This window comes from Microbacterium helvum (assembly GCF_014779795.1).
Classification (GTDB): domain Bacteria; phylum Actinomycetota; class Actinomycetes; order Actinomycetales; family Microbacteriaceae; genus Microbacterium; species Microbacterium helvum.
In genome coordinates this window covers 260,975-284,620 of the sequence record NZ_JACXZS010000004.1, presented here as the reverse complement: position 1 = coordinate 284,620, position 23,646 = coordinate 260,975, and the positions used below count along the sequence as shown (strand labels likewise).

The 23,646-nt window shown below is 70.7% G+C and carries 24 protein-coding genes and 1 tRNA gene; 11 read left to right on the top strand and 14 right to left on the bottom strand.

Features of this window, described 5'->3' with window-relative positions; translation table 11 throughout:
* Positions 1 to 29 precede the first annotated feature (29 nt).
* Positions 30 to 1,055, bottom strand: a complete 1,026-nt coding sequence (locus IF188_RS08410) for a glycosyltransferase (protein ID WP_224751651.1) — start codon at positions 1,053 to 1,055, stop codon at positions 30 to 32.
* Positions 1,056 to 1,165: 110 nt separating this feature from the next.
* On the opposite strand from IF188_RS08410, the gene IF188_RS08405 reads away from it, so the two are divergent.
* Positions 1,166 to 2,443: a CDP-glycerol glycerophosphotransferase family protein gene (locus tag IF188_RS08405; RefSeq protein WP_191171325.1), complete on the top strand. Its 1,278-nt coding sequence runs from the start codon at positions 1,166 to 1,168 to the stop codon at positions 2,441 to 2,443.
* Between the two features lie 6 nt (positions 2,444 to 2,449).
* Here the strand turns inward: IF188_RS08405 and IF188_RS08400 are convergent, their stop codons facing one another.
* The 6 genes from IF188_RS08400 to IF188_RS08375 all read right to left on the bottom strand — a co-directional run bounded on the left by IF188_RS08400 (position 2,450) and on the right by IF188_RS08375 (position 7,603).
* Positions 2,450 to 3,844, bottom strand: coding sequence for a maltokinase N-terminal cap-like domain-containing protein (locus IF188_RS08400; RefSeq protein WP_191171324.1), 1,395 nt, complete (start codon positions 3,842 to 3,844; stop codon positions 2,450 to 2,452).
* A 95-nt stretch (positions 3,845 to 3,939) separates the two neighbouring features.
* A complete protein-coding gene (locus tag IF188_RS08395) occupies positions 3,940 to 5,154 on the bottom strand; it encodes a DUF4192 family protein (protein WP_191171323.1) in 1,215 nt (404 codons plus the stop codon).
* Positions 5,155 to 5,262: 108 nt separating this feature from the next.
* Entirely contained in the window at positions 5,263 to 5,490 is a 228-nt protein-coding gene (locus tag IF188_RS08390) for a hypothetical protein (protein WP_191171322.1), read from the bottom strand.
* Between the two features lie 34 nt (positions 5,491 to 5,524).
* A complete protein-coding gene (locus tag IF188_RS08385) occupies positions 5,525 to 5,827 on the bottom strand; it encodes a hypothetical protein (RefSeq protein WP_191171321.1) in 303 nt (100 codons plus the stop codon).
* 102 nt (positions 5,828 to 5,929) lie between these two features.
* Complete coding sequence (locus IF188_RS08380) at positions 5,930 to 6,838, bottom strand: hypothetical protein (RefSeq protein WP_191171320.1); 909 nt, start codon at positions 6,836 to 6,838, stop codon at positions 5,930 to 5,932.
* 72 nt (positions 6,839 to 6,910) lie between these two features.
* The gene (locus tag IF188_RS08375) at positions 6,911 to 7,603 is read right to left on the bottom strand and encodes a phosphocholine cytidylyltransferase family protein (RefSeq protein WP_191171319.1); all 693 of its coding nucleotides are present in this window, start codon (positions 7,601 to 7,603) and stop codon (positions 6,911 to 6,913) included.
* A gap of 195 nt (positions 7,604 to 7,798) precedes the next feature.
* Between IF188_RS08375 and IF188_RS08370 the strand changes: the two genes are divergently transcribed.
* From IF188_RS08370 to IF188_RS08360, 3 genes are read left to right on the top strand one after another with little or no spacing between them, the layout of a single operon-like run.
* The gene (locus tag IF188_RS08370; RefSeq protein ID WP_318152837.1) at positions 7,799 to 9,037 is read left to right on the top strand and encodes an ABC transporter ATP-binding protein; all 1,239 of its coding nucleotides are present in this window, start codon (positions 7,799 to 7,801) and stop codon (positions 9,035 to 9,037) included.
* A complete protein-coding gene (locus IF188_RS08365) occupies positions 9,013 to 10,578 on the top strand; it encodes a hypothetical protein (RefSeq protein WP_191171318.1) in 1,566 nt (521 codons plus the stop codon). The genes IF188_RS08370 and IF188_RS08365 overlap by 25 nt, the downstream gene beginning before the upstream one ends.
* Positions 10,579 to 10,628: 50 nt before the next feature.
* A complete protein-coding gene (locus tag IF188_RS08360) occupies positions 10,629 to 10,895 on the top strand; it encodes a DUF3039 domain-containing protein (protein ID WP_191171317.1) in 267 nt (88 codons plus the stop codon).
* Positions 10,896 to 10,922: 27 nt separating this feature from the next.
* On the opposite strand, the gene IF188_RS08355 is transcribed toward IF188_RS08360, so the two are convergent.
* A complete protein-coding gene (locus IF188_RS08355) occupies positions 10,923 to 12,257 on the bottom strand; it encodes a nicotinate phosphoribosyltransferase (RefSeq protein ID WP_191171316.1) in 1,335 nt (444 codons plus the stop codon).
* Between the two features lie 41 nt (positions 12,258 to 12,298).
* Here IF188_RS08355 and murI point away from each other — a divergent pair, with 41 nt between their 5' ends.
* From murI to IF188_RS08335, 4 genes are all read left to right on the top strand, one after another.
* A complete protein-coding gene (gene murI, locus IF188_RS08350; RefSeq protein ID WP_191171315.1) occupies positions 12,299 to 13,126 on the top strand; it encodes a glutamate racemase in 828 nt (275 codons plus the stop codon).
* Between the two features lie 25 nt (positions 13,127 to 13,151).
* Positions 13,152 to 13,895: a ribonuclease PH gene (rph, locus tag IF188_RS08345; protein ID WP_191171314.1), complete on the top strand. Its 744-nt coding sequence runs from the start codon at positions 13,152 to 13,154 to the stop codon at positions 13,893 to 13,895.
* Positions 13,896 to 13,898: 3 nt separating this feature from the next.
* On the top strand, positions 13,899 to 14,513 hold the full coding sequence (rdgB, locus tag IF188_RS08340; RefSeq protein ID WP_191171313.1) for an RdgB/HAM1 family non-canonical purine NTP pyrophosphatase: 615 nt from the start codon (positions 13,899 to 13,901) through the stop codon (positions 14,511 to 14,513).
* A 110-nt stretch (positions 14,514 to 14,623) separates the two neighbouring features.
* The gene (locus IF188_RS08335) at positions 14,624 to 15,535 is read left to right on the top strand and encodes a cation diffusion facilitator family transporter (protein WP_191171312.1); all 912 of its coding nucleotides are present in this window, start codon (positions 14,624 to 14,626) and stop codon (positions 15,533 to 15,535) included.
* A gap of 5 nt (positions 15,536 to 15,540) precedes the next feature.
* Here IF188_RS08335 and IF188_RS08330 read toward each other — a convergent pair whose 3' ends face one another.
* A complete protein-coding gene (locus tag IF188_RS08330) occupies positions 15,541 to 18,123 on the bottom strand; it encodes an ATP-dependent DNA ligase (protein WP_191171311.1) in 2,583 nt (860 codons plus the stop codon).
* Between the two features lie 72 nt (positions 18,124 to 18,195).
* Between IF188_RS08330 and ku the strand changes: the two genes are divergently transcribed.
* A complete protein-coding gene (gene ku, locus IF188_RS08325) occupies positions 18,196 to 19,095 on the top strand; it encodes a non-homologous end joining protein Ku (protein WP_191171310.1) in 900 nt (299 codons plus the stop codon).
* 9 nt (positions 19,096 to 19,104) lie between these two features.
* Here ku and IF188_RS08320 read toward each other — a convergent pair whose 3' ends face one another.
* From IF188_RS08320 to IF188_RS08300, 5 genes are all read right to left on the bottom strand, one after another.
* Positions 19,105 to 19,884: a DedA family protein gene (locus IF188_RS08320; protein WP_191171309.1), complete on the bottom strand. Its 780-nt coding sequence runs from the start codon at positions 19,882 to 19,884 to the stop codon at positions 19,105 to 19,107.
* 42 nt (positions 19,885 to 19,926) lie between these two features.
* Positions 19,927 to 20,008, bottom strand: a tRNA-Leu gene (locus IF188_RS08315).
* A 121-nt stretch (positions 20,009 to 20,129) separates the two neighbouring features.
* A complete protein-coding gene (locus IF188_RS08310) occupies positions 20,130 to 20,579 on the bottom strand; it encodes a hypothetical protein (protein ID WP_191171308.1) in 450 nt (149 codons plus the stop codon).
* Positions 20,576 to 21,040, bottom strand: coding sequence for a TadE family protein (locus IF188_RS08305; RefSeq protein ID WP_191171307.1), 465 nt, complete (start codon positions 21,038 to 21,040; stop codon positions 20,576 to 20,578). The genes IF188_RS08310 and IF188_RS08305 overlap by 4 nt, the downstream gene beginning before the upstream one ends.
* Positions 21,041 to 21,065: 25 nt before the next feature.
* Positions 21,066 to 21,500: a TadE/TadG family type IV pilus assembly protein gene (locus tag IF188_RS08300; protein ID WP_191171306.1), complete on the bottom strand. Its 435-nt coding sequence runs from the start codon at positions 21,498 to 21,500 to the stop codon at positions 21,066 to 21,068.
* A gap of 196 nt (positions 21,501 to 21,696) precedes the next feature.
* On the opposite strand from IF188_RS08300, the gene IF188_RS08295 reads away from it, so the two are divergent.
* Both IF188_RS08295 and IF188_RS08290 read left to right on the top strand, forming a co-directional pair.
* The gene (locus IF188_RS08295) at positions 21,697 to 23,154 is read left to right on the top strand and encodes a recombinase family protein (RefSeq protein WP_191171305.1); all 1,458 of its coding nucleotides are present in this window, start codon (positions 21,697 to 21,699) and stop codon (positions 23,152 to 23,154) included.
* A gap of 283 nt (positions 23,155 to 23,437) precedes the next feature.
* A complete protein-coding gene (locus IF188_RS08290) occupies positions 23,438 to 23,644 on the top strand; it encodes a hypothetical protein (protein WP_191171304.1) in 207 nt (68 codons plus the stop codon).
* Positions 23,645 to 23,646: the final 2 nt, after the last annotated feature.

Below are 23,646 nucleotides of genomic sequence, written 5' to 3'. Positions count from 1 at the left end.
GGCCGAGACCGCCGCACGCGCAGCTCTGATCAGGGCAGCGGTGTGTTGCGGCTGCCGAGTCGTGACGTGTCGACCGTGTCCTGCGCACCGCCGATGACGCCGCCGAGGAACCCCCAGCCCCACGCGAGGTGCATCGACGGCAGCACGGCCGCGGTCCACAGCTTGTCGCGCCAGCCGCGACCACCGCCCCGGCCGAGCGCGACAGCGACGATCAGCACCGCGTACGCGATCACGGGGACGTAGACGAGGGATGCCGCCGCCGACCACCAGCCGGCCAGCACTCCCGTGAGCTGCAGCACGCCGACGACCGCCGCGAGCAGGATCGTGACGACCAGCGCCGGCGGCGCGAAGAACCGGAGGGAGTTGCCTCGTCCGAATCGGCGCACGAGCTCCCCGCGCCATCGTCCGGTCGCCGTGAACTGGCGCACCAGCCGCGTCCAGCTCTCGCGGGGCCAGTAGGTGACCGAGAGCGAGGGATCGAACCACACCCGGTAGCCTGCCCGTCGGATGCGGAGGTTCAGCTCCCAGTCCTCGCCACGGCGGATGCTCTCGTCGAACAGGCCGACCTCCTCGAGCACGCCACGTCGCATGACGCCGAGGTAGGCGGACTCGGCCTCGCCCTCGTGCGTGCCGCCGTGGTAGGCGCCGCCGCCCAGACCGATGGGGGAGTTGTAGGCGCGCGCGACCGCGCGCTGGAAGGGTGTGCGACCGTCGGCGCGCATGACGCCGCCGACATTCGCCGCCTTCACTCGATCGAGCGTCTGCAACGCACGCCGGGCGTACGACGGGTCGAGCTCGGAGTGTGCGTCCACGCGCACGACCGTGGGGTGGCTGCCGGCGCGGATCGCCAGGTTCAGTCCCACCGGGATGTCGGCGGCCGGGTTGTCGACGAGCACGATGCGCTCGTCCGCCGCGGCGAGCTCGCGCGCGAGCTCGGTCGTGCCGTCGTTCGACGGCCCCAGCGCGAGGATCAGCTCGGTCGGGGCGTCGACGTCCTGAGACAGCACCGTCTCGACGGCGCGCCGCAGATAGTCGCGCTCGTTGAGCACCGGCATCACGAAGCTCACGCCGGCGCCGGGAGGGGGGATCGGAGCGTCCCTGCGTCCGTGTTGCTCGTCCTGCACTGGTCGATCATGTCATGCGCGCCGCTCGATAGGCTGGACGGGTGGGTCTCGTCTCGGATGTGAAGAAGGCGATCGCGCTCCTCCGCAAGGCTGTGCGCAATCGCTCTGCCGTCATCGACGTCCGCCGGACGCTCTCGGCGCGGCCGAAGCATCCGCCGTTCCACTACCGCGTCGCGGTGTACTTCGCCGACGGCGCCGTGAACATGTACCAGATGCGGCAGTGGTACAGGCCGCTGGCGGGACTGGCGCAGAAGTGGCCGGTCGTCGTGCTGAGCCGCGCTGCGACGGGTGCCGAGGCGCTGCTCGCCGACGACGCGCTTCCGGTGGCGTTCGTGCCGACCGTGCGCGACCTCGAGCGCTTCATCGCGAAGCAGGACATCCGCGTCGTGCTGTACGTCAACCAGAACACCCGGAACTTCCAGATGTTCCGGTACGGGCGCCGCTGGCACGTGTTCATCAACCACGGCGAGTCCGACAAGATGTACATGACCACGAATCAGTACAAGGCGTACGACTACGCGATGATCGCGGGGGATGCCGCGCGCGAACGCCTCGGCCGGGTGCTGTGGGACTACGACATCGACCGTCGCACGATCGAGATCGGGCGTCCGCAGGCGGACCACTACTCGGGCACGCTTCCGTACACGCCCGACGATCGAACGGTGCTCCTGTATGCGCCGACGTGGGAGGGCGACCGGCCGTCGGCGCACTACGGCTCCATCGTCACCCATGGCGAAGCACTCGTCGCGGCTCTGCTGGCGACCGGACAGCACCGTGTCATCTACCGGCCGCATCCTCGCTCGGGGGTGGTGAATCCGGAGTACGGCGCTGCCAACAAGCGCATCATCGCCGCGTTGGCGGCAGCGAACACCGCAGATCCGTCGGCCTCCCACATCTTCGACGACGGTCCCGAGCTCGGGTGGCAGCTCGCTGCGGCCGACGTCGCGATCGTCGACATCTCGGCGATGGTGTACGACCGGCTGGCGGCCGACAAGCCGCTGCTCATCACGCGTCCGGTCGACCCCGCGGCGGCGATCGACACCCACGGGTATCTGTCGGCCTGTGAGTGGCTGGATGCCGCGGCCGCTCCCGAGATCGTGGCGGAGACCGATCGCGTGCTCGGCGATCCGGATGCGGTCGCGCGCCTGGAGGAATGGGTCGCCCACTACTTCGGCGACACGGCCCCGGGGGCGGCCACCGCCCGCTTCCATGGCGCCGTGCAGCGGCTCATGGACGACTGGGAGCGCTGGTACGCGCTGTCGTCCGCCGACGACGATGAAGAGCCCGACGACGAGGCCGAACTCGACGACGAGGCCTGAGGCGAATCACGGCACGGGCGTGGGGCGCTCCACCAGGCGGGCGACCGCGCCGAGCGGGATCGCGACCCAGGTCGGGCGGTTGCGAGCCTCGTAGATCGCCTCGTACACGGCCTTGTCGAGTTCGAGGGCTGCGAGCAGGGGATGCCGCGGGTCGAGGTCGATGCCGGAGGTCTCGGCGTAGCCCCCCACGAAGGCTGCACGGGCGTCCGCCGCCCATTCGCGCACCGCGCCGGGGGAGCGGTCCGGATCGTCGAGGCGGAGCGAGCCCGCCACATAGTCGAACGACCGGAGCATGCCTGCGACGTCGCGCAGCGCCAGGTCGGGATGCACGCGCTCCGTCATCGGACGGAGAGGTTCGCCCTCGAAGTCCACGAGCACCCACCCGCGTCCGGGCGCCTGGAGGACCTGTCCCAGGTGGTAGTCGCCGTGGATCCGCTGGAGCGGCGGCCACGGCACGTCCAGCGCGCGACGGTATACCGCCTCGACCGCCTCGCGTCGGGCGGCCAGTTCCGGCACCTCGGCGATCGCGATCGCGAGGCGTCGTGCCCATGCCGCGGCAGTCGCGTCGCGGTCTGCTGCCGTGGCGGCGTGGGTCGGGAAGCACTGCGCAAGGCCGCGATGCACGTCGGCGGTGGCTGCGCCCAGTGCGTGCGCGGCTTCTCGGAAGTCGTCGCCCCGGGCCGCGGCGCGCAGCGCGACCCGCCAGGCGTCCTCCACATCGGGGAGGAACTCCTGCGCGTAGGCCAGAGACCCGCGGACGGCTCCGTGGGCGGTCGTGAGGTCGGGCCACGCGCCCTCGATCCAGCCGATCGGCGTCGGCACCCGGGTGGATCCCGTGCCGGCGAGGGCTTCCTGCAGCTCGATGTCGGGATTGAGCCCGGCGTGCAGCTGCCGGTACACCTTGCAGATGACCGGCACTCCGTCGCCCTCGTAGATCAGCGATGTGTTCGACTGCTCGCCGCTGACGACGCGTGCCACCCGCATGCTCCCCGCCGGGTCCGCGGCCGAGGCGGGACGGCCGGTGGCGGTCGTCTGCGGGCCACGCGCTACCCCGCCGTGCTCCACGAGGCGCAGCAGCGCCTGTGCATACGCGTCGTCGAACGGGCCGTCGATGAAGGTGCTGCCGGGCTCGGGGCTGCCGATCACGTGCTCCGGATCCGCCTCGACCGTCTCTGTCGCACGCTCGACGACGGGGATCTGATACAGGACCGCGGGCAGCGAGCCCTCATCCGCAATGAGGAACGTGCGCACCCGGGCGCCGCTGTCGCCGGAGACCGGCGGGCTGTCGGGCGCGTCGAGGTCCCACCACGAGACCAGCCGCAGGCTCGGTGGGCGCCCTTTCGCGGCGTACCACCGTTGCCGCGGCATCCACGCCGCAAGGCACGCCAGGGTGCTGTCCATACGAGCGAGCGTATGCCCCGCGTCGCGGCCTGTCGAGGAGCAGGCTGCAAGCGCTTGCAGAGGTTCGCCCACCGCGGCGCACGGTGCCGCCCGCGTCAACCGCGCCGACGGCGCCGCGCGGCGCGGTTCAGGGCCCGGTCCAGGCCGGACGGATCCGTGTCGTCGCGAAGATCCCGGTTGGCGATCCACTGCGGAAGCATCACCGCGAGGGTGATCGCGTGGACGATGCCGGTCATCTGGTGGTGTGGATCGATGCGGGACGACGCTTCGAGCAGTCGGCCGGTGGCGGTCCCCGCGCCGATCGCCCAATGCAGCCAGGCGAGGACGCACAGCAGCATGGGGCGGTCGGCCGAGGGCGCATGCGCGGCCGCGTGGCTGAGAACGTCGATCGCCGAACGGATGCGGGTGATGTCTGGCCGCGGCCCGGCCAGCCCGGCGAGCATGTCTGCCACGTCGTCCATCCGATCGGGGCCGCGCCTGCGGTGCTCTCGCAGGAGCAGGTCGATGGGCCGCTCTCCGCGACCGGCGGCGACCAGGCGTCGTCGGAGCGTGCCCTGCCACACCTCGCGCGCCCGGTCCTGGCCGAGCATGACCTGGACGATGGTGCGATCGAAGTCGCCTTCGGTCTGCAGGTCCAGGATGATCCTCGCGAGTGTGTCCGCGCCTGGCGGATCCTCGCCGCTGCCGAGCGACTGCTCGAACAGGTCGACCGGCTCGCTGGGAACGCACTCGTGCGCCGTGCCGAACGCGTCGATTCGGATGCCGCCGGCGAGCTCGTCGAGCGTGAGCCGGACCCTCGACGCGAGCACAGGATCGGGGCGGGGGAGAGAGCCGTCCGGGCGGCGCTCGCGCGTCAACGCCTCGGGGGCCGTTTCGCTGAGCGGGCTCTCCGAGATCTCGGACAGCTCGCGACGCTCACGCTCGTCGAAGCACGCCCAGCCGTCGGAGGCGACGCAGAAGGTGTCCTTCACGCCGAATCCCGCAGCGAGGAACTGCTGCAGCAGCGCCTGTTCGAACTCCGAGTACTTCGGCAGGGCGACCTCGAACGGCTCGTCAGCGTAGATCGCCAGCACGACGGCGTCGCAGCCGCCCAGCCCGCTGACGATGCCGACGAGGTGAGCCGCGATCGCGCTCAGCGCCGGCGACGCCAGGTCGTGCGGAAGCGGATGACGCAGCACGGCCGGAGTCCGCTTCCCGGCGAAGGGCGCGATCGCGACGCTGCGTGTAAGGGGACCGCCCGCGAGGAGCGGCAGCATCGCCAGCAGGTCGGCGCTCGTGCGGGCTTTGAGGATGGTGGGGGAATCCGTCATGCCGCCATCGTGGCGACCGCGGGGTGCCGCGTGGCGGCCACGGCCCGAGCCCGTGGACAACTCGGCCGACGCGGCGATTGTGGAGGAAGGGAGGGCGCTCCCGAGCGCCTACTCCTCCTCGCCGTGCTCCTGATCCTCGGCGACCTCGAGCGCGGGCGCCGCAGGGAGCACGATGGACTCGACAGCACCGAAGTCGGAACCGCCGAGGCCGAGCGATCCGATGTCGACGGGCGCGGCAGCCGCCAGCCGTTCGGCGGCGCTCTCAGGGCGATCGGGTTCGGAAGGGAGGCCCGCCCACTCGGTGGGCTCCTCGGGGAGCTTCTGGAACAGACCCATGAGGCCATTCTCGCGCCGATTCGACGTCGATGGCTCACATCACGAAGCGCCACAGGTACTCGTCGCCGTCGTCCGGTCGGAACCACGCGATCGTCACCGTCGTGTCGTCGGGGTCCGCGTCGCACAGGCACAGCTCCGCCGTGTCTCCGGGTGGCATCTGGCCCCAGTGCTCGGTCGCCGACCCGGCGCCGAGGTCGATGAACACCCGGACGAAGTCGAGCGCCGCGGGCCCGGCGTTGGTGACGAGAGGATGCCGGTCGTAGATGCGATGGACGCGCCAGGGCACGCGGTACGCAAGGGGCGGGTAGGGCTCGTCGGGATCGATGGCGCGCAGCATGCCGTCACGCTATGAGCGGGATCCGACGCGCGGCGGCCGGAATCGTTGGCGTACGACCGCCGCTGTGGAGAAGCTGCTCCGCGACGGGTCCGGGGAGGAGGGTCAGCCCTCGGCGGGCGGCTCGATGGCAGGCCGCTTGCGTCGCACGACGCCGCCGACGGCGGCAGAGCCGCGTGCGACCCCGCTGATCACGGCTTCGCCCGCGCGGCGCATGCCACGGCCGGCGACCCGCTCGAGGCGGTCTGCGCCCGGGCGCGGCTCGAGGTCAGCCGGAAGATCGATCGGCGGCATCCCGAACGCGCGCCGCGAGCCGACGAGCACGCGACGGCCGAGGATGTTGTTGCCGGCACCGCCGATCGCCGCGCCGATGCCGAACGGCAGCGCCTTGCCGATCCACGACGCGCCGCCACGCGCGGCGAACTGGCGGATGAACGTGGACTTCAGCCGGTCCAGGACCGGGCCGACCGCGGCGCGGGGGAGCGTCTTGGTGACCATCTCGCCCCAATAGGTGGAGCGGTTCGGTCCGCGGCCGGCTGCCTGGCCGGCCAGCTGTGCGACGAGGTCGACCCCCTCTTGGCCGAGCATCAGCATGAGGACGAGCGTTCGGGCGCGGTCGGGGTCGGCAACCGGGATGCCGTGCACCTCGGCCACGGACTGGGCGAACAGCGTCGTGGCTTCGAGGAACGCGACGGTCTCGACCCCGCTGAGGGCGAGCGTGACGCCCGTCCCGATGCCCGGCACCACCGCTGTCGCCCCTACGGCCGCGCCACCGGTCGTGACGGCGGCGAGGTAGCGGCGCTCGAGGATCCGCACGATCTCGACGGGCGTGGCGTGCGGATGGCGGAGTCTGATGCTGCGCAGATGTGCGAGCACCGCGGGGCGCTGGATCGCGAGGACGCGGTCGAGCGCGCGGATCGTGAACGGGTGCTCCGCCGACCCCACGGGCGGCATCCCGCCCTGCCACGGCGCGTCGTCGGGCAGGGTGTGGATGCGGTGAACCTTCTCGGCCATCGGCGTCAGCCTAAGACGAACCGCTGGGCGAATGCCGCGAACGGCATCCGGCCAGCGGTCCGGTGCGTCTGATCAGACGAAGAGGTTGGCGCGTTCGAGGTCTTCGGCGAAGTCCACCTCGACGGCGTACAGGTCGGAGATGTCGAGCGGCTCGAGCAGCACGCCGTCCTCGGCGATGGCGAGCTCGAGGCCGCGCTCGAAGTAGTCCTGGTCGTCGACGCGCGTCAGGTGGCGCATGAACGACTTCTTGTCTGCGCTGGAGATGTAGTTGATGCCCACGGCCTCGCCGATGCCGCCCTTGACGGTCTTCGACAGCTCTTTGATGAAGCCTTCGGGCGTGACGGTGTACTTGACCTCTTCGTCGCTCACCTTCGAGGTGTTGACGGTGACGAACGACTGGTCGCGCTCGATCAGCTCGATCGCGCGGCCGAGCACGCGCGGGTCGAAGACGACGTCGCCGTTCATCCAGAGGACGCCGCTGCGGCCCGTCTTGGCGAGCGCGCGCAGCAGGCTCTTGGACGTGTTGGTCTGGTCGTACCGGTCGTTGTAGACGTAGTCGACGTGCGGGAACGCCTCGACGATCGTCTCGGCCCGATAGCCGACGACGGTCGTGATCCTGGCGTCGCCGCCGAACGCGGCACGGATGTTGTCGTGCTGCTGCTGCATGATGCTGCGGCCGTCGCTGAGCTCGGTCAGCGGCTTGGGAAGGCTGCGTCCGAGGCGCGAGCCCATTCCGGCTGCGAGGATGACGGTCTGAAGGGTCAAAATCTGCTCCTGAAGTGCGTGATTCACTGCCGGTTCACCGGCGCGACACCCCTTCGTGCCTGGACCAGGGTATCGAAGGCAACTGAAAAGGTGCAGAATGATCGGCTCCCGTTGCCGTTTCGTGACATAACGCGAATGCTGAGACTCGGCGACACGATCTGCCCCGCGATCAGGCCCGCTTGATACGTTGGTGCGGTGACAGCCTCCCTCCCGGTGCCGAACGACATCGATCCGGAAGAGCCGGACCGTCACTCGAGTGCGCGCGTCGTACGGATCTCGGACTCCGTTCCGAAGCCGTCCGAGAAGCCGCGTCGCCCGGCTCGTGCGCCGCGGCAGTCGAGCGGCAAAGCGGCACCCCGCAAGAAGCGCGCGACACCCGCGGCGCCGGTCGATCCCGGCCCGCCCCCGCCGCTGCCGAGCGATCTCGAGATCGCCGCGTCGGTGGCCGCCGCCATCGTCGTGCCGCCCAAGCCGCCGCTTCCGCAGCCCGCGCCGGCCGCCGACCACACGTCCGCTCCTGCTCCGGCTCCCGTGCCCGTTGCCGACCCCGTTCCTCCCGTCGCGGCGCCGAGCGCGCCCGAACCTCCGGTCGCAGAACCGGAGTCTGACACCACCGCCGAGGGTGCGGCATCCGCTCACGGGTCCGTCGCCGTGCCGACGCTCGGCGCGGCCGCGGGGGAGGCTCTCGTCCTGCGTGGCGTGACCAAGCGGTTCGGCAGCACCCACGCGGTCGACGGGATCGATCTGACGGTGCCCGCCGGCACCTTCTACGGCCTCGTCGGTCCCAACGGTGCCGGCAAGACCACGACCCTCTCGATGATCGCCGGGCTGCTCGAACCGGATCGAGGCACGATCCAGGTCGCCGGCGTGGATGCCGCGACCCATCCGCTCGCGGTCAAGAAGCTGATGGGGGTGCTGCCTGACCGGTTGCGCACCTTCGACCGGCTGACGGGGCGGCAGCTGCTCTATTACTACGGCGTGCTGCGCGGCCTGCCGCCCGCGGTGGTCGAGAGCCGCACGGCCGACCTCGCCCGCGCGTTCGATCTCGTCGACGCGCTCGGACGCAGCGTGTCGGACTACTCGGCGGGCATGCTCAAGAAGGTGATGCTCGCCGGCGCGCTCATCCATTCACCGCGTGTGCTCGTGCTCGACGAGCCGTTCGAGGCGGTCGACCCGGTGTCGAGCGCGATCATCCTCGACATCCTGTCGGCGTACGTCGCCCACGGCGGCACCGTCATCCTCTCCAGCCACGGCATGGAGCTCGTCGAGCGCGTCTGCACGCGCGTGGCCGTCATCGTGGCGGGCCAGGTGCTCGCCGAGGGCACCGTCGACGAGGTCCGCGGCGAGCTCACGCTCGAGCAGCGCTTCGTCGAGCTCGCGGGCGGTCTCAGCGACGTGGAGGGCCTGGAGTGGCTGCACACGTTCTCCGGCTGAGGATCGCGCTGCTGCTCGGCGCGCTGCGCGGCGACACCGGGCACGTCGTGCGCCGCGTGATCGGGCTGGTCGTGCTGGTGGTGGCGACGGCAGCGGCCTGCTGGGCGATGCTGACGATGCGGGATGCCGCGATCGACGAGGTGCGGACGGTCACGGTGCTCGGCGGTTCTGCCGTCACCCTGGGGTTCGCGCTCGCGCCGCTGATCGGTGCGCTGGAGGACCCGCTGGACCCGCGGCGGTTCGCGCTGTTCGGGCTGCCGCGAGGGAGACTCGCGGCGGTGCTCGTGGTGGCGGGGCTCATCAGCGTGCCGATCCTGGCGCTTCTCGCCGTGGCCGTGTGTGCGGCCATCGTATGGGCCGACCATGGCGTGCCGGTCGTCGTGGGCGTCGTGAGCGTCCTGCTCGGCGTGCTGACCTGCTCGCTGTTCGCGCGGGTGTGCGCAGCGGTGGCGTCGCTGTACCTCCGCGAGAGGCGATCACGGGAGCTGTCGGGCGTGTTCGTGCTCGTGGTCCTCGTCGTCGTGGTGCCGGTCGGCGTCTTCCTGGCCTCTCTGGAGTGGCGCGGTGCGGTGCCGCCGCAGCTGCTGGAGGCGGTCGATGCGCTCGGCCTCACGCCGTTGGGCGCCGCCTGGACGCTTCCCGGCGAGGCGGCGGACGGGTCGCACGCGTGGCTGGCGGCGGTCGTCGCCGTCGCCACGCTGTTCGCGCTCGGCCTGCTCTGGATCTGGGCGGTGCACCGCCTGCTGACCACGACGGAGCGACCGGGGACCGGCCGTGAGCGGGCGGGCCTCGGCTGGTTCGGCGTGGCGCCCGGGACGCCCGGCGGAGCGATCGCCGCCCGCAGCCTCGTCTACTGGTTCGGCGACCGCCGGTACGTCGTCAACGCCCTGGTGATCCCGGTCGCCGCGGCGATCACCGTCGTGCCGCTGCTGATCGCCGGTGTGCCGCCCGAGATCGTGGCGCTCGTGCCGGTGCCGTTCGCGGCGCTGTTCCTCGGCTGGCTTCCGCACGATGACGTCGCGTACGACTCGACGGCGATCTGGATGCACATCTCCGGGGGCGTGCGCGGTGTGTCGGACCGGATCGGCCGGCTCGTGCCGGTGCTGCTGGTCGGCGTGCCGCTGCTGGCGGTCGCCGTTCCGGTCGCGACGTCGATCCATGGCCGCTGGGCGATTCTGCCTGCGCTCACCGGCGTCTGCGCCGCGCTGTTCCTGTCGGGACTCGGGCTGTCGAGCATCTCGTCGGTCGTCGCGCCGTACGCGGTGTCGCGGCCGGGCGAGAGCCCGTTCCAGCAGCCGCAGCGCACAAGCGCCGGCGGCGCCGTGGCCCAGGGCGTCGTCATGCTCGGCGCCCTCGTGCTCTCCGCGCCGGTGGTCTGGTGCGGGTGGCTCGCGCTGCGGGGCGACGCCGAAGCGGCCGCGACCGCGCTCTGGGGCGGACTGGCCATCGGGCTCGGCGTGCTCGTCGTCGGCGTCGTGATCGGGTCCATCGCGTTCGAGCGGCGCGGCAGCCGGCTGATGGAGTTCGCCGAGTCCACGTGAGGCTCTCGCGACCGCCCAGGTCCGCTCAGCCGCGACTACACTGGCTCACCATGAGCACGCCCGTTGACAGCCCAGACCAGGGCGGTATCGCGACCCTCGATCGCGAGCTCGAAGAGCTCCTCAAAGAAGAGCAGATCGAGCCGGGCGATCATGAGCGCTTCTCTCACTACGTCAAGAAGGACAAGATCCTCGAGTCCGCGATCACCGGCAAGCCGGTGCGTGCGCTCTGCGGCAAGAAGTGGACGCCCGGCCGCGACCCCGAGAAGTTCCCGGTCTGCCCGACCTGCAAAGAGATCTACGAGTCGCTGCAGGGCTGACCGCGTCTCGACGCGGTCGTCCCTCGCTCAACCAGCGGGGGTCGCGTCGACGTAGACCGTCGGGATCGCCGGGTCCGAGCGGCTCAGGGCGAGAGCCCGCACCGGCAGCTCCTCGCGCGCGCGTTCGTGGTGTGCGCGCGCGGCCTTCACGCCGTCGGGGCCCTCGTGGGCGGCATCCACTTCTCCATCGATGACGAGGGGGACCTGAAGGGGCCGCGCGTCGGGGTGCGAGGACGCCGCCTCCAGCTCTTCGAAGCCGTCTGAGACGACGATGAGCTCGCTCGTCGCGGTACCGGCGTCGAGCGTGCGGAACGCGGACTTGCGCCCGCCCTTGGACCCTTTGTCCGTCGACGCCTTGGCGACGCCGACCCAGCCGCCGCCCGAGTCCTGCCGTGCGACGAGCTTGTAGACCATGCCCGCCGTCGGCGTGCCGGATCCGGTGACCACCGAGGTTCCGACGCCGTACGCGTCGACGGGGGATGCCGCCAGCGCGGCGATCGCGTATTCGTCGAGGTCGCTGGTCACGGTGATGCGCGTGCCGGTCGCGCCGAGCTCGTCGAGCTGCTCGCGCACCTGCGCGGCGACGGTGGGAAGGTCGCCGGAGTCGATGCGGACCCCGCCGAGCGCTGTGCCGGCGACGCGGATCGCCGTCTCCACGCCGGTGCGGATGTCGTACGTGTCGACCAGCAGAGTGGTGCCGGTCCCGAGCGCAGCGATCTGCGCCCGGAAGGCGTCCTCCTCGGTGTCGTGCAGCAGCGTCCAGGAGTGCGCGGCCGTCCCCATGGTCGGGATGCCCCACCGCCGGCCCGCTTCGAGGTTCGAGGTGGCGCCGAAGCCGGCGATGTAGGCCGCGCGCGCCGCGGCGACCGCGGAAGATTCGCCCGCGCGCCGCGAGCCCATCTCGGCGAGCGGCCGGTCCCCGGCGGCGAGGCTCATGCGCGCCGCCGCCGTCGCGACGGCCGAGTCGTGGTTCAGGACGCTGAGTGCGAGCGTCTCGAGCACGACCGCTTCGGCGAAGGTCCCCTCGATCGTGAGCAGTGGGGACCCCGGGAAGTACAGCTCACCCTCGCGGTACCCCGAGACCGAGCCGGTGAAACGGTAGTCCGCGAGGAACGCGAGGGTGGCGGCATCCACCACCCGCTCGTCGCGGAGGAAGCGCAGCTCGTCGTCGCCGAAGCGGAAGTCGCGCAGCAGCGAGAGCAATCGACCGGTGCCGGCGACGACGCCGAACCGGCGGGCGCCGGGCAGCCGACGCCCGAACAGCTCGAAGACGCAGCGGCGGTGGGCGGTGCCGTCCCGGAGCGCGGCGTCGAGCATCGTGAGCTCGTAGCGGTCCGTGAGCAGAGCGGTCGATTCACCCATGCGCGTCAGCCTAGTGAGCGCCTGGCGTAGGCTGGGGCATCGTGAACGACGCGCCGATCGGAATCTTCGACTCCGGAGTCGGCGGGCTCACCGTCGCGAGGGCCGTGTCGGCCCTGCTGCCCCGCGAGTCGATCCTGTACATCGGCGACACCGCGCGCTCGCCGTACGGGCCCAAGCCGATCGCCGACGTCCGCCGCTACTCGCTCGAGGTGCTGGACGACCTCGTCGACCAGGGCGTCAAGATGCTCGTCATCGCCTGCAACACGGCGTCGGCGGCGATGCTGCGCGACGCGCGCGAACGCTACGACGTGCCGGTGGTCGAGGTGATCAAGCCCGCCGTGCGCACCGCGATGTCGACGACCCGCAACGGCCGCGTGGGCGTCATCGGCACCGCCGGCACGATCGGATCGGGCGCCTACCAGGACATGCTGGGCGTCAACGAACGACTCACCGTCTTCGCGCAGGCGTGCCCGCGGTTCGTGGAGTTCGTCGAGGCGGGCATCACCGACTCTCCGGAGGTGCTCGCGGTCGCCGAGGAGTACCTCTCGCCGCTGCGGCACGCCGGCGTCGACACGCTCGTGCTCGGCTGCACCCACTACCCGTTCCTCGAAGGCGCGATCAGCTACGTGATGGGGCCCGACGTGTCGCTCGTGTCGAGCGACACCGAGACCGCGAAGGACGTCTACCGTCAGCTGGTCTCGCGCGATCTGCTCGCCGGTCCGGATGCCGCACCCCGGCATGTCTACGAGGCCACCGGCGCCTCGGCCGACGAGTTCCTGCGCCTGGCCCACCGGCTGATGGGCCGCGAGGTGACCGCCGTGCGGCTCGTGCAGACGGGCGCCATCGATCTTCCGACCCGCCTCGGCTGAGGCATCCATCCTCCAGAGGAGAGACATGACCGACATCACCCGTGCCGACGGCCGACGCGTCGACGAACTGCGCACCGTGACGATCGAGCGGGGGTGGAGCTCGCAGGCCGAGGGATCGGCGCTGGTGTCGTTCGGCGGCACCAAGGTGCTGTGCACGGCGTCGTTCACCAACGGCGTCCCGCGCTGGCTCGTCGGCAAGGGCAAGGGGTGGGTGACCGCCGAGTACGCCATGCTGCCGCGTGCGACCAACAGCCGCAACGACCGCGAGAGCGTCAAGGGAAAGATCGGCGGCCGCACGCACGAGATCTCGCGTCTGATCGGCCGGGCGCTGCGCGCCGTCGTCGACACGAAGGCGCTCGGCGAGAACACGATCGTCATCGACTGCGACGTCCTGCAGGCCGACGGCGGCACCCGGACCGCCGCCATCACCGGGGCGTATGTCGCGCTCGCCGACGCCATCGAGTGGGGCCGCGGCAAGAAGTTCATCGGCCAGAAGACGCAGGTGCTGTTCGACTCGGTGTCCGCGGTGTCGGTCGGCATCATCGACGGCGAGCCCATGCTCGACCTCGCCTACGTCGAGGACGTCCGCGCCGAGACCGACATGAACGTCGTGGTCACCGGCCGCGGGCTGTTCGTCGAGGTGCAGGGCACCGCCGAGGGCGCGCCGTTCGACAAGCGGGAGCTCGACGCGCTCCTGCAGCTCGGTGTCGACGGCTGCGCGTCGCTGCGCGACATCCAGGCCGGCGTCCTCGCACCTTCGGGGGAGTGACGGATGCCGCGCCAGATCGTCCTCGCGACGCACAACCCGCACAAGGTCGAGGAGTTCCAGGCGATCGTCGCGGCCACCCGGCCCGACATCGAGGTGGTCGGCTACGACGGCCCCGAACCCGTCGAGGACGGCGTGACGTTCGCCGAGAACGCCCTCATCAAGGCCCGCGCGGCCGCGGTGCACACGGGGCTGCCGGCGCTCGCCGACGACTCCGGCGTGTGCGTGGACGTGCTCGGCGGCTCCCCGGGCGTGTTCTCGGCCTATTGGGCCGGCCACGCGAAGGATGCCGCCGCGAACCTGAATCTGCTGCTCGACCAGATCTCCGACATCTCGGATCCGCACCGCACGGCGCAGTTCGTGTCGACGATCGCGCTCGTCGTGCCCGCCGTCGACGGCAGGCAGCCGGTCGAGCACGTCGTGGAGGGCGTGTGGCCGGGACGCATCGCGACCGCCCCGTCCGGCGACGGCGGCTTCGGGTACGACCCGATCTTCGTACCGGACGGGCAGGAGCCCGGCGCCGAGCGCAGCGTGGGCGAGTGGACGGCCGACGAGAAGAACGCGGCATCCCATCGCTCGCGGGCGTTCGTCGCGCTCGGGCCGCTCCTCGCGACGCTGTGAGCGACGACCCGCGGGCGCGGCGCGGCATCGCGCTGCGAGTGAGAATCACGATCATTCCCGACTAGCCGAATCGGCCCTGCGTGACCGCGGACCGGGCTTAGCCTGGGCGCATGCACGATCACGCGCCCACCGGGATCCGAGGCTCCGGCAACCGCCGCCTTCTCGCGATCTCGCTCGCGATCACCTCCACCGTCATGGTGGTTCAGGTGGTCGGAGCGGCGTTCTCGGGCTCGCTCGCGCTGCTCGCGGACGCCGCGCACATGTTCACCGACGCCGCCGCGCTCGTGGTGGCGCTCATCGCGAGCACGGTGGCTGCGCGTCCCGCGAACGACCGTCGCACCTTCGGCTATCAGCGCGCCGAGGTGTTCGGGGCGCTGATCAACGGCATCATCCTGATCCTGCTGTCGGCGTGGGTCGCGTTCGAGGGCGTGGCGCGTCTGCTGAACCCGGGCCAGGCCGAGGTCAAGGGCGGCCTCATGCTCGCCGTCGCGATCGTGGGTCTCGTCGCGAATGCCGTCGCGATGTGGCTGCTGAGCTCGGCGCAGCGGCACAGCATCAACGTGCGCGGCGCGTACATCGAGGTGATGGGCGACCTGATCGGCTCGGCGGCGGTGATCGTCGCGGCGATCGCTGTGGTCACGACCGGCTGGGATCAGGCCGACGCCATCGCGTCGCTGCTGATCGCGGCCATGATCGTCCCCCGGGCGTTCAGCCTGCTGCGCGAGGTCGTCTCGGTGCTCGCCGAATCGGCGCCGAAGGGCACCCACGTGCAGGACATCCGCGACCACATCCTGGCCACGGAGGGCGTGGTCGACGTCCATGACGTGCACGTGTGGCAGCTGACACGCGGGGCACCGGTGTTCACCGCCCACGTCGTCGTGGACGAGGCCGCGCTCGCCGACGGACGGGCCGCCGGCATCCTGAGCGGACTGCAGACGTGCCTGTCGGAGCACTTCGACGTCGAGCACTCGACCTTCCAGCTCGAGCCCGCGGGACACGTCGAGCACGACGCGCACGCGTGAGTGCGTCAGTCCTCCCGTCGCACCTCGGCGGGGGACTTGTCGGGGCGCAGTCCGCGCCACCGGGGGTGGCGCAGGATGCCGCCGGGGGTGAACTCGCCGTACTCGACCTCGCCGACGAGCTCCGGACGGACCCACAGGGCGTCGCGCGCGTCGGCGGGCGGCACCCCCACGAGCGGGTTCTCGTCGCTGCGGAGCGGAGTGAGTCGCCGCATCAGCGTGCTGAGCATCGACTCGCTGAAGCCGCTGCCGACGCGGCCGGCGTACTGCAGTCCGTCCGCGCCGGGGATCCCGAGCAGCAGTGAGCCGAACGTGCCGGATCGCGCACCCTTGCCCGGGCGGATGCCGGCGATGACGACCTCCTGCGTGCTGGTGTGCTTGACCTTCAGCCAGGCCTCGGACCGTCGCCCCCGGAGGTATGGCGAGGTGGGGTCCTTCACCACCACACCTTCCAGCCGGAGCCGCGCGCTCGTCTCGAGCGCGGCATCGACGTCGTCGAACACGGGCGGCACGACGAGGGAATCGATGGATGCCGCCGCCACCGCTTCGAGCACGTCTCTTCGCTCGCTCAGCGGCAGATCGGCCAGGTCGTCGCCGTCGTGGGACAGGATGTCGAACAGGTAGTAGCGCACCGGCGTCCGGCGCGCCTCGCGCGCGATGTCGCCCGCGCGTTCGAGGTTCATCCGGGTCTGCAGCAGGGGGAAGCTCGGCCGGCCGTCCGGCTCGAGCGCCACGAGTTCGCCGTCAACGACGCACGGCTGCGGTGCCAGCCGGGCGTCGACGTCGGTCAGCTCCGGGTAGCGGTGCGTGATCTCATTGCCGCTGCGGGCGTACAGGCGCAGTCGCTCGCCATCCCAGGCGCCCACTGCCCGGATGCCGTCCCACTTCATCTCCACCCACGCCGGATCGCCCCAGCGCTGTGCGGCCTGCTTCGCCGTCGCCGACGTCGCCGACGTCGCGAGCATCGGCCGGAGGCCAGCGGGCGGCGCTCCTGACGATGCCCCCTCAGAAACCGCATTGAACTTCCGGTTCACACGGGTCTCAGTCCGGGGCTCGGGGGCCTCGTGTGAACCGGAACTCACCTGCGGTCTTTCAGCGCGGTCATCCCGGGCCGCGGCGACCGGACGCCCGCGCCGAGGCTCGTCAGCCTGGGCGCTGGGCTCGGCGACGACGCCGTCGGGCTGCAGGCGTCCGTCGGCGTCGGTCTTCATGCGGTGCAACAGCCAGCTCGACTTCTCGCCCTCGCCCTCGGTGCGGATGAGGGCGAGACGCACGCGACCCAGCGGGCCGCCCGGACGTCCCTCAAGGGTGGCGATGATCTCGTCGTCGCGCCACTTCTCCAGCTCGTACCGGCCTTCGTCCCAGATCGTGACGGTGCCGCCGCCGTACTCGCCGGCCGGGATCGTGCCCTCGAAAGTCGCGTACTCCATTGGGTGGTCTTCGGTCATCACCGCCAGGTTGTTGCGGCGGTACGAGTGCGGCACGCCGCGGGGCACCGCCCAGCTCACCAGCACGCCGCCGTGTTCGAGGCGGAAGTCCCAGTGCAAGCGAGTTGCATGGTGCTCCTGGATGACGAAGCGGGGCTTCTCGTCGCTCGGTGTCGCGCCGAGCGGGTTGGCGGGCACGGGCTCCGGAGTGTGGTCCGCACTGCGCTTGGCGATGTAGGCCGAGAGCGGTCCGGACTCGGCCTCCCGCCCGCCCGCGTGGAAGCCCAGCGGCGCCATCGGGTCGCCGAGGTCGTCGAGGCGCTCCAGCACCTCTGTGAAGTCGAGATGTCTCAGGTCAGGGTCATCGAGCTCTTCCCACGTGCGGGGCGCCGCGACGGTGGGATGCAGCCTGCCGCGCAGCGAGTAGGGCGCGATCGTGGTCTTCGAGCCGTTGTTCTGACTCCAGTCGATCAGCACCTTGCCGTGACGCTCGGTCTTCTTCATGCTGCTGACGACGAGATCCGGATGATCGGCCTCGATCGCGCGGGCGAGCTCGTTCGCCAGCGCGGAGGCCTGCTCGGTGGACTGGCCGGGCGGCAGGGCGGTGTACAGGTGGATCCCCTTGCTGCCGCTCGTCACCGGGTAGGGCTCCAGGCCCATGCCGAGCAGGATCGTCCGGGCCCAGCCCGCGACGGCGGCGCACTCGGCGAGGCCCACGCCGGGACCGGGGTCCAGATCCAGCACGAGCCGGTCCGCCGGCCCGCGCCCGCCGTCGGGGGCGAACCGCCATTGCGGCACGTGCAGCTCGAGGCTCGCGACCTGTGCGAGGTAGACCAGCGTCGGCACATCCCCGACGAGCGGATACTCCTTCGTCCCGGTCGAGTGGGGGATCGGCATCCGCCTGACCCACGACGGCGCACCGCGCTCCAGGTCCTTCGCGAAGAAGACCATGCCCGGGTCGTCCTCGGTGCCGACGCCGTCTGGCCAGCGCTTTCGGGTGACCGGCCGGCCGACGACATGCGGGATGAGCAGCGGGGCGATGCGGGTGTAGTAGTCGATCACCTCGCCCTTCGTCGTCCCCGTCTCGGGATACAGCACCTTGCCGAGGTTCGTCAGGCGCAGGCGACGGCCGTCGATGCGCACCAGCTGCTCGTCGCCCGCCATGTGGTCAGAGTATCGGCGACGTGCGGCGCAAGGGGGTGGCCCGCTGTCGGCGCCCTGGTGTTCACTGGTGGGGTGAGAGCGATCTGGAAGGGCGCCCTGACGTTCGGGCTGGTGAACGTCCCGGTCAAGGTGTACGCCGCGACCGAGGACCACGACGTCTCGCTGCATCAGGTGCACAACAAGGACGGCGGCCGCATCCGCTACCAGCGGATCTGCGAGATCGACGGCGAGGTGGTGCCCTATTCCGACATCGACAAGGCCTTTGACGACGGCGAGAAGACGGTCGTCCTGACGAAGGACGACCTGGACTCCCTTCCGGCCGAGCGCAGCCGCGAGATCGACGTCGTCGAGTTCGTGCCGAGCGAGCAGATCGACCTGCTGACTCTGGATCGTGCCTACTACCTGGAGCCGGACTCCAGTTCTCCGAAGGCCTACGTGCTGCTGCGCAAGACCCTCGAGCAGACCGACCGCACTGCCATCGTGCGGTTCTCACTGCGGCAGAAGACGCGGCTGGCGGCACTCCGCGTCCGCGGGGACGTGCTGGTGCTGCAGACGCTGCTGTGGGCAGACGAGGTCCGAGAGGCGGCGTTCCCGGCCCTGGACGAGTCGGTGCGGATCTCGGCGAAAGAGCTCGAGCTGTCAGCATCCCTCGTCGAGAGCTTCTCGAGCGACTTCGATCCGGACGAGTTCACCGACGAGTATCAGGCCGAGCTGCGCACGCTGATCGAGGCGAAGCTCGAGAAGGGCGACGCCGTCGACACGGCGGAGACCTTCGGCGAGCAGGAAGAAGAAGCGGGCGGTGAGGTCATCGACCTGATGGCCGCGCTGCGGGCGAGCGTCGAGAAGTCGCGCGCGGCCCGCGAGGGCGGGGCGGGGTCCGAAAAGAAGGTCTCTACGCCTGCCAAGAGCAAGGGCGAGACATCCACCAAGAAGCCGGCCGCGAAGAAGACCGCCAAGAAGAAGGCGTCCTGAGGCCGCGACTCAGGCCTTGGGGGTCTCGCCGCGCTCGGGTCCGCGCTCGAACACCTCGGGGTCGAGGACGAGCGCCTCGGCCTCGGCGTGGTCCGTCACGACGTCCGCACCGGCGGCAGCCTCTTTGCGGGCCTTGCCGCGCTCGCGGAGGTAATGCCACAGCGTGATGATCGCGGTGCCGCCGACAGCGGCCAGCAGGATGAGGTCGATGTAGTTCTCGACGAACGTGGCCACCGGCGGGATGAACCCGATGAGATAGCCGAACATCGTGAGCCCGAAGCCCCACAGCACGGCGCCGATGAAGTTGTAGAGCGTGTACATCCACTTGTTCATGTGGCCGATGCCGGCAGCCACCGGGGCGAAGGTGCGGACGATCGGCACGAAGCGCGCGAGGATGACGGTGATGCCGCCGAAGCGCTCGAAGAACGCGTTGGTGCGCTCGACGTTCTTGACGCTGAAGAGCCCCGATTCCTTGCGCTCGAAGACAGCGGGACCGCCCTTGTGGCCGATGTAGTACCCGACTTCGCCGCCGATGAACGCCGCGAGACCGATGAGCAGCGCCACCCACCACACGCTGAGGCCGAAGATGCCGTGCGGCGCCTGCGGAGTGGCGTGCGACAGCAGACCAGCGATCACGAGCAGCGTGTCGCCGGGGAGAAGGAAGCCGATGAGAAGGCCCGTCTCGGCGAAGACGATGAAGCACACGACCGCGAGCGCCCAGGGGCCAGCCCAGTCGATGATCGCAGCGGGATCCAGCCAGGGAATCAGGGCGGTGGGAACAGCGTGCACGGTTTATCCCGTCGTAGTCGGCGGAGGATGCGAGAGCTCGCGTGCGGAAGGTGGGACTTGAACCCACACGCCCGAAGGCACAGGAACCTAAATCCTGCGTGTCTGCCGATTTCACCACTCCCGCGAGTGCGTCTCAGTCTACTGAGGCGCCTGACGATCGGCTGTGGGGCTGGCCCCCGTATCGGAGGTGGGTTCGGCCGATTGCGCCGGGCGCCCGTCGCGGCGTCGAATACCGCGAGGCCGGATCAGCGGAGCGCGGTGCGACTGGTCGCTGTCGCCTCGAGCCGCACGCCCTCGGGCACGAACACCGTGACCACCGGAGGATGCCAGGCGCCGACGACGGTGACACGCGCCGACGAGCCGTCGGGAGCCGTCGCGGAGACGAGGCGCGCGTCGCCCCCGATCTCATTCAGCATCGCCTGGGCCTCGCGCTCGACGTCGGCATCGGACAGGGTGGCGACGGCTCCGTCGCTGGTCACGGTGAGCTCGAAGCCGTCTGCGGCCGCGAGGGCGGAGGCGGCGGCGACAGCATCGAGGTTCTTCTGCGCGAGATACAGACTCGTCACCGCCGTGCACACGAGCACCACCGCCAGAGCGAGGATGCCGTAGCCCAGCGTGAGCAACAGGACGCTGCCGTCGTCGTCGGACGCTCGTGCGCGCCGGCGCCGCAGCCGTGAGAGCAGCTGTGCCGTCATCGCTCGCTCCAGAATCGCGACACCTTCTGGACCGCGGTCGACTCGACGGGGATGGACGCCAGCTCGTCCAGGCCGAGGACGGGCGGAACCAGCGGCAGCGCGACGGTCGTGCGGACGGTGATGCGGATGGTGGCGCCGGCGCGCGGACAGCTCGCGCCCGCTGGCGTGCATCCGATCGAGAGGTCGACGTCGTCGAGGTCGTACTCGTCCGACACCGCGGCGAGCACCGCTGTCGCACGATACCGCGCATCCGCGTCGTCGGCGGCGGTGGACACGGCCCGTGCGATATGGCGGGCGGCGGCTTCGGCGCCGAGGCTCTGGCCCTGGATGACACCCAGCGCGACGATCAGATAGACGATCGGCACCAGCAGCAGCAACCCGAGCAGGATGAACTCGAGCGCCGCCGATCCGCGTTCGCCGGCGGGGTCGTCGACGTCGACGGTGTGGTCCGCGCGTCGCACCCCGCGCGGGCGGCTCGCGCCGGGGTCAGTCGAAGGATTCGACCGGCGCATGGGCCGTCACCTCCAGGGCCTGCGGGGCACCCAGCAACCCGATGAGCGGAAGGGTCGTGGTGACCCGCACCTCGATGGCGTCGTGGCCGAGCGAGTCCGTCTCGCGCACGCGGACGTCGGTCGCGTACTCGGCGCCGACGGTGCGCGTCAGGATGTCGCGGGTGCGGCGAGCGCCGTCGTCGAGCGTCGTGTCGGCGAGCGCCGCCTCATACGCGCCCTCGACCGCGGCGTCGTGGACCACGTTGCGCACGTAGACAGCCAGGCCGAACTGGAGCACCGCAAGGGTGAGGACGGTGAGCAGCGTGCCGACGAGCACGAACTCGACGGGGCTCGCTCCGGTGTCGTCTCGCAGCTCGTCCCGCAATCGGGCACGCACGCCCGCCACGAGACGGACCAGGACGACGCGCACGTCGCTTACAGCCCGGCGCCGGAGACGCGCTTGAGTGCCTGGTCGAACAGATCGGCGAGAGCCGGCCCCGCGAGGGCCCAGATCACCACGACCAGCGCGGCTGTACGCCCGTAGGTGTATTCTCGTGACCGAGCCCGCTCGCCCGCGCCCCTCGCGCGGCACTCGCGGGGACCGGCACACGAGAGGACGGCCGCCAGTGTCAACGAAGAGGACCACGCGAAGGTCAACGAGCGCGCTCGACGACCTCGGGCCCGACGAGTGCGTCATCTACCTGCGCATCTCGCAGGACCGCACGGGCGAGCAGCTCGGGGTCGAGCGGCAGGAGAAGGACTGCCGCGAGCTCGCGCGCCGCATGGGGCTGCACGTCGCGAAGATCTACACCGACAACGACACGAGCGCGACCAACGGGCGCGTTCGCCCCGCGTTCGAAGCCATGCTTCGCGACCGCCCCGAGGTCATCATCGCGTGGCACCAAGACCGCCTGCTGCGCCTGACGAGCGACCTCGAGAAGGTCATCGCGTTGGAGATCCCCGTGCACATGGTCACGTCGGGATCGCTCGACCTGTCGACGCCGACAGGTCGGGGCGTGGCGCGCACGGTCGCGGCCTGGTCTCAGGTCGAGACCGAGCACAAGGCCGAGCGTCAGCGCGCGGCGAACGTCCAGCGCGCCGAGCGCGGGCACTGGCAGTTCAGCATCCGCCCGCTCGGTTACGAGCGCGTCGGGCAAGGCGCATCGCGCCGCATCGCGATCGTCGAGCCCGAGGCCGAGATCGTGCGCGAGATCTTCCGCCGGTACGTGGCCGGTGACTCGCTGTACGCGCTCGCCAGCGACCTGAACGAGCGCGGTGTGCCCACGATGACAGGGGCGCCGTGGTCGATGGAGCGCGTCCGCCAGATACTGCGTAACGGTCGTTACGCGGGCATCGTCACGAGCAACGGCGTGACCTACGACGACGCCAAGCCCGACTGGAAGCCCATCATCGACCGGCGCACGTGGGATGACTCGGTGGAGCAGCGCGAGGGGCGCGGGCAGGCGGGCTCATGGTCGAGGTCGACGAAGCACCTCATGAGCGGGATGGTCCGCTGCGGTGTGTGCGGCGGCCGAATGCTCGCCCGCCCCGACCGCGGGCGTCAGGTCTACGCGTGCACGAGCAACTGGTGCACGTCGATCCCCGCGGCCGACGTCGAGCCCTTCGTCGAGAAGCTGGTGCTCGCCCGCCTCGCCGATCCGAAGATCGTGGCCGCGCTCAAGGAGACGCCCGACACGAAGCCGCTGCAGAAGGAGATCGACAAGCTCGAGCGCGGCCGGCGCAACGTCACCGACATGCTCGGGGACGGCCTCATGGACCGGCGCACCGCCCGGCGCAAGCTGGAAGATCTCACGGCCAAGCTCGATGCGAAGCGGGCCCGCTTGAAGGCGCTCCGGCAGGCATCCCCGCTGACCGACCTCGCTGCAGCACGATCGATCCCCAAGCGCTGGGAGTCGCTCTCCGTGCTGGACAAGCGCCGCGTGATCGAGGATCTCAACCTGCGCGTGACGATCGCCAAGACTCGCCCCGGACGGCGCCCCCTGGATGCCGACGGCAAGCCGATTCCCGACCTGCGCCGCATCGGCGTCGAGTGGATCGAGCACGACGACGAGGCGCTCGCGTAGGGCATCCTGCGCCACATCGGAGAAGGTCAGCGTTAGGGCAATATGCGCCCTAACCTGGCCTTTCTTGTTGCACTTTGCCCGACTAGAGGCTAGGTTCAGAGCACAACCACACACCGGCTCCAAGAGAAGGGGATCATCCCGATCCCCACGGGCACCCCCGAGTGTCCTGGGCACTGATACCCAGGCAGGCGTAGACGGCCACCCCCGGCAACGGGATCAGGTAGGGGATACCAAAGAACGCGCGCAGGAGTCCTATCGCCCTCACGGGCTGACAGGACGCACCATGACCGCCCTCAATCGCGCCGCCGCCCGCACCGGCGCCACCAAGCGCCACTACGGCGCCAACGATCCCCGCACCATTGCGGCACGCCAGGACCTTGCAGCCCTGCGGATCGAAGAAGCTGTCGATCGCGCGCTCGCCGGCGCCCCGCCGCTTCGTGACGAGCAGGTCGAGCGCCTGACCGCGACCCTGCGCCGAGCGGCGGTGTGACC

Excerpts from the sequence above, each read along its gene's own strand:
- IF188_RS08290 (WP_191171304.1), top strand. The coding sequence starts at position 23,438 with ATGACCGCCCTCAATCGCGCCGCCGCCCGCACCGGCGCCACCAAGCGC.
- IF188_RS08400 (WP_191171324.1), bottom strand. The coding sequence starts at position 3,844 with ATGGACAGCACCCTGGCGTGCCTTGCGGCGTGGATGCCGCGGCAACGG.
- IF188_RS08310 (WP_191171308.1), bottom strand. The coding sequence starts at position 20,579 with ATGACGGCACAGCTGCTCTCACGGCTGCGGCGCCGGCGCGCACGAGCG.
- IF188_RS08335 (WP_191171312.1), top strand. The coding sequence starts at position 14,624 with ATGCACGATCACGCGCCCACCGGGATCCGAGGCTCCGGCAACCGCCGC.
- rdgB (WP_191171313.1), top strand. The coding sequence starts at position 13,899 with ATGCCGCGCCAGATCGTCCTCGCGACGCACAACCCGCACAAGGTCGAG.
- IF188_RS08360 (WP_191171317.1), top strand. The coding sequence starts at position 10,629 with ATGAGCACGCCCGTTGACAGCCCAGACCAGGGCGGTATCGCGACCCTC.
- rph (WP_191171314.1), top strand. The coding sequence starts at position 13,152 with ATGACCGACATCACCCGTGCCGACGGCCGACGCGTCGACGAACTGCGC.
- IF188_RS08395 (WP_191171323.1), bottom strand. The coding sequence starts at position 5,154 with ATGACGGATTCCCCCACCATCCTCAAAGCCCGCACGAGCGCCGACCTG.
- IF188_RS08355 (WP_191171316.1), bottom strand. The coding sequence starts at position 12,257 with ATGGGTGAATCGACCGCTCTGCTCACGGACCGCTACGAGCTCACGATG.
- IF188_RS08390 (WP_191171322.1), bottom strand. The coding sequence starts at position 5,490 with ATGGGTCTGTTCCAGAAGCTCCCCGAGGAGCCCACCGAGTGGGCGGGC.
- IF188_RS08380 (WP_191171320.1), bottom strand. The coding sequence starts at position 6,838 with ATGGCCGAGAAGGTTCACCGCATCCACACCCTGCCCGACGACGCGCCG.
- IF188_RS08385 (WP_191171321.1), bottom strand. The coding sequence starts at position 5,827 with ATGCTGCGCGCCATCGATCCCGACGAGCCCTACCCGCCCCTTGCGTAC.
- IF188_RS08330 (WP_191171311.1), bottom strand. The coding sequence starts at position 18,123 with ATGGCGGGCGACGAGCAGCTGGTGCGCATCGACGGCCGTCGCCTGCGC.
- IF188_RS08410 (WP_224751651.1), bottom strand. The coding sequence starts at position 1,055 with ATGCCGGTGCTCAACGAGCGCGACTATCTGCGGCGCGCCGTCGAGACG.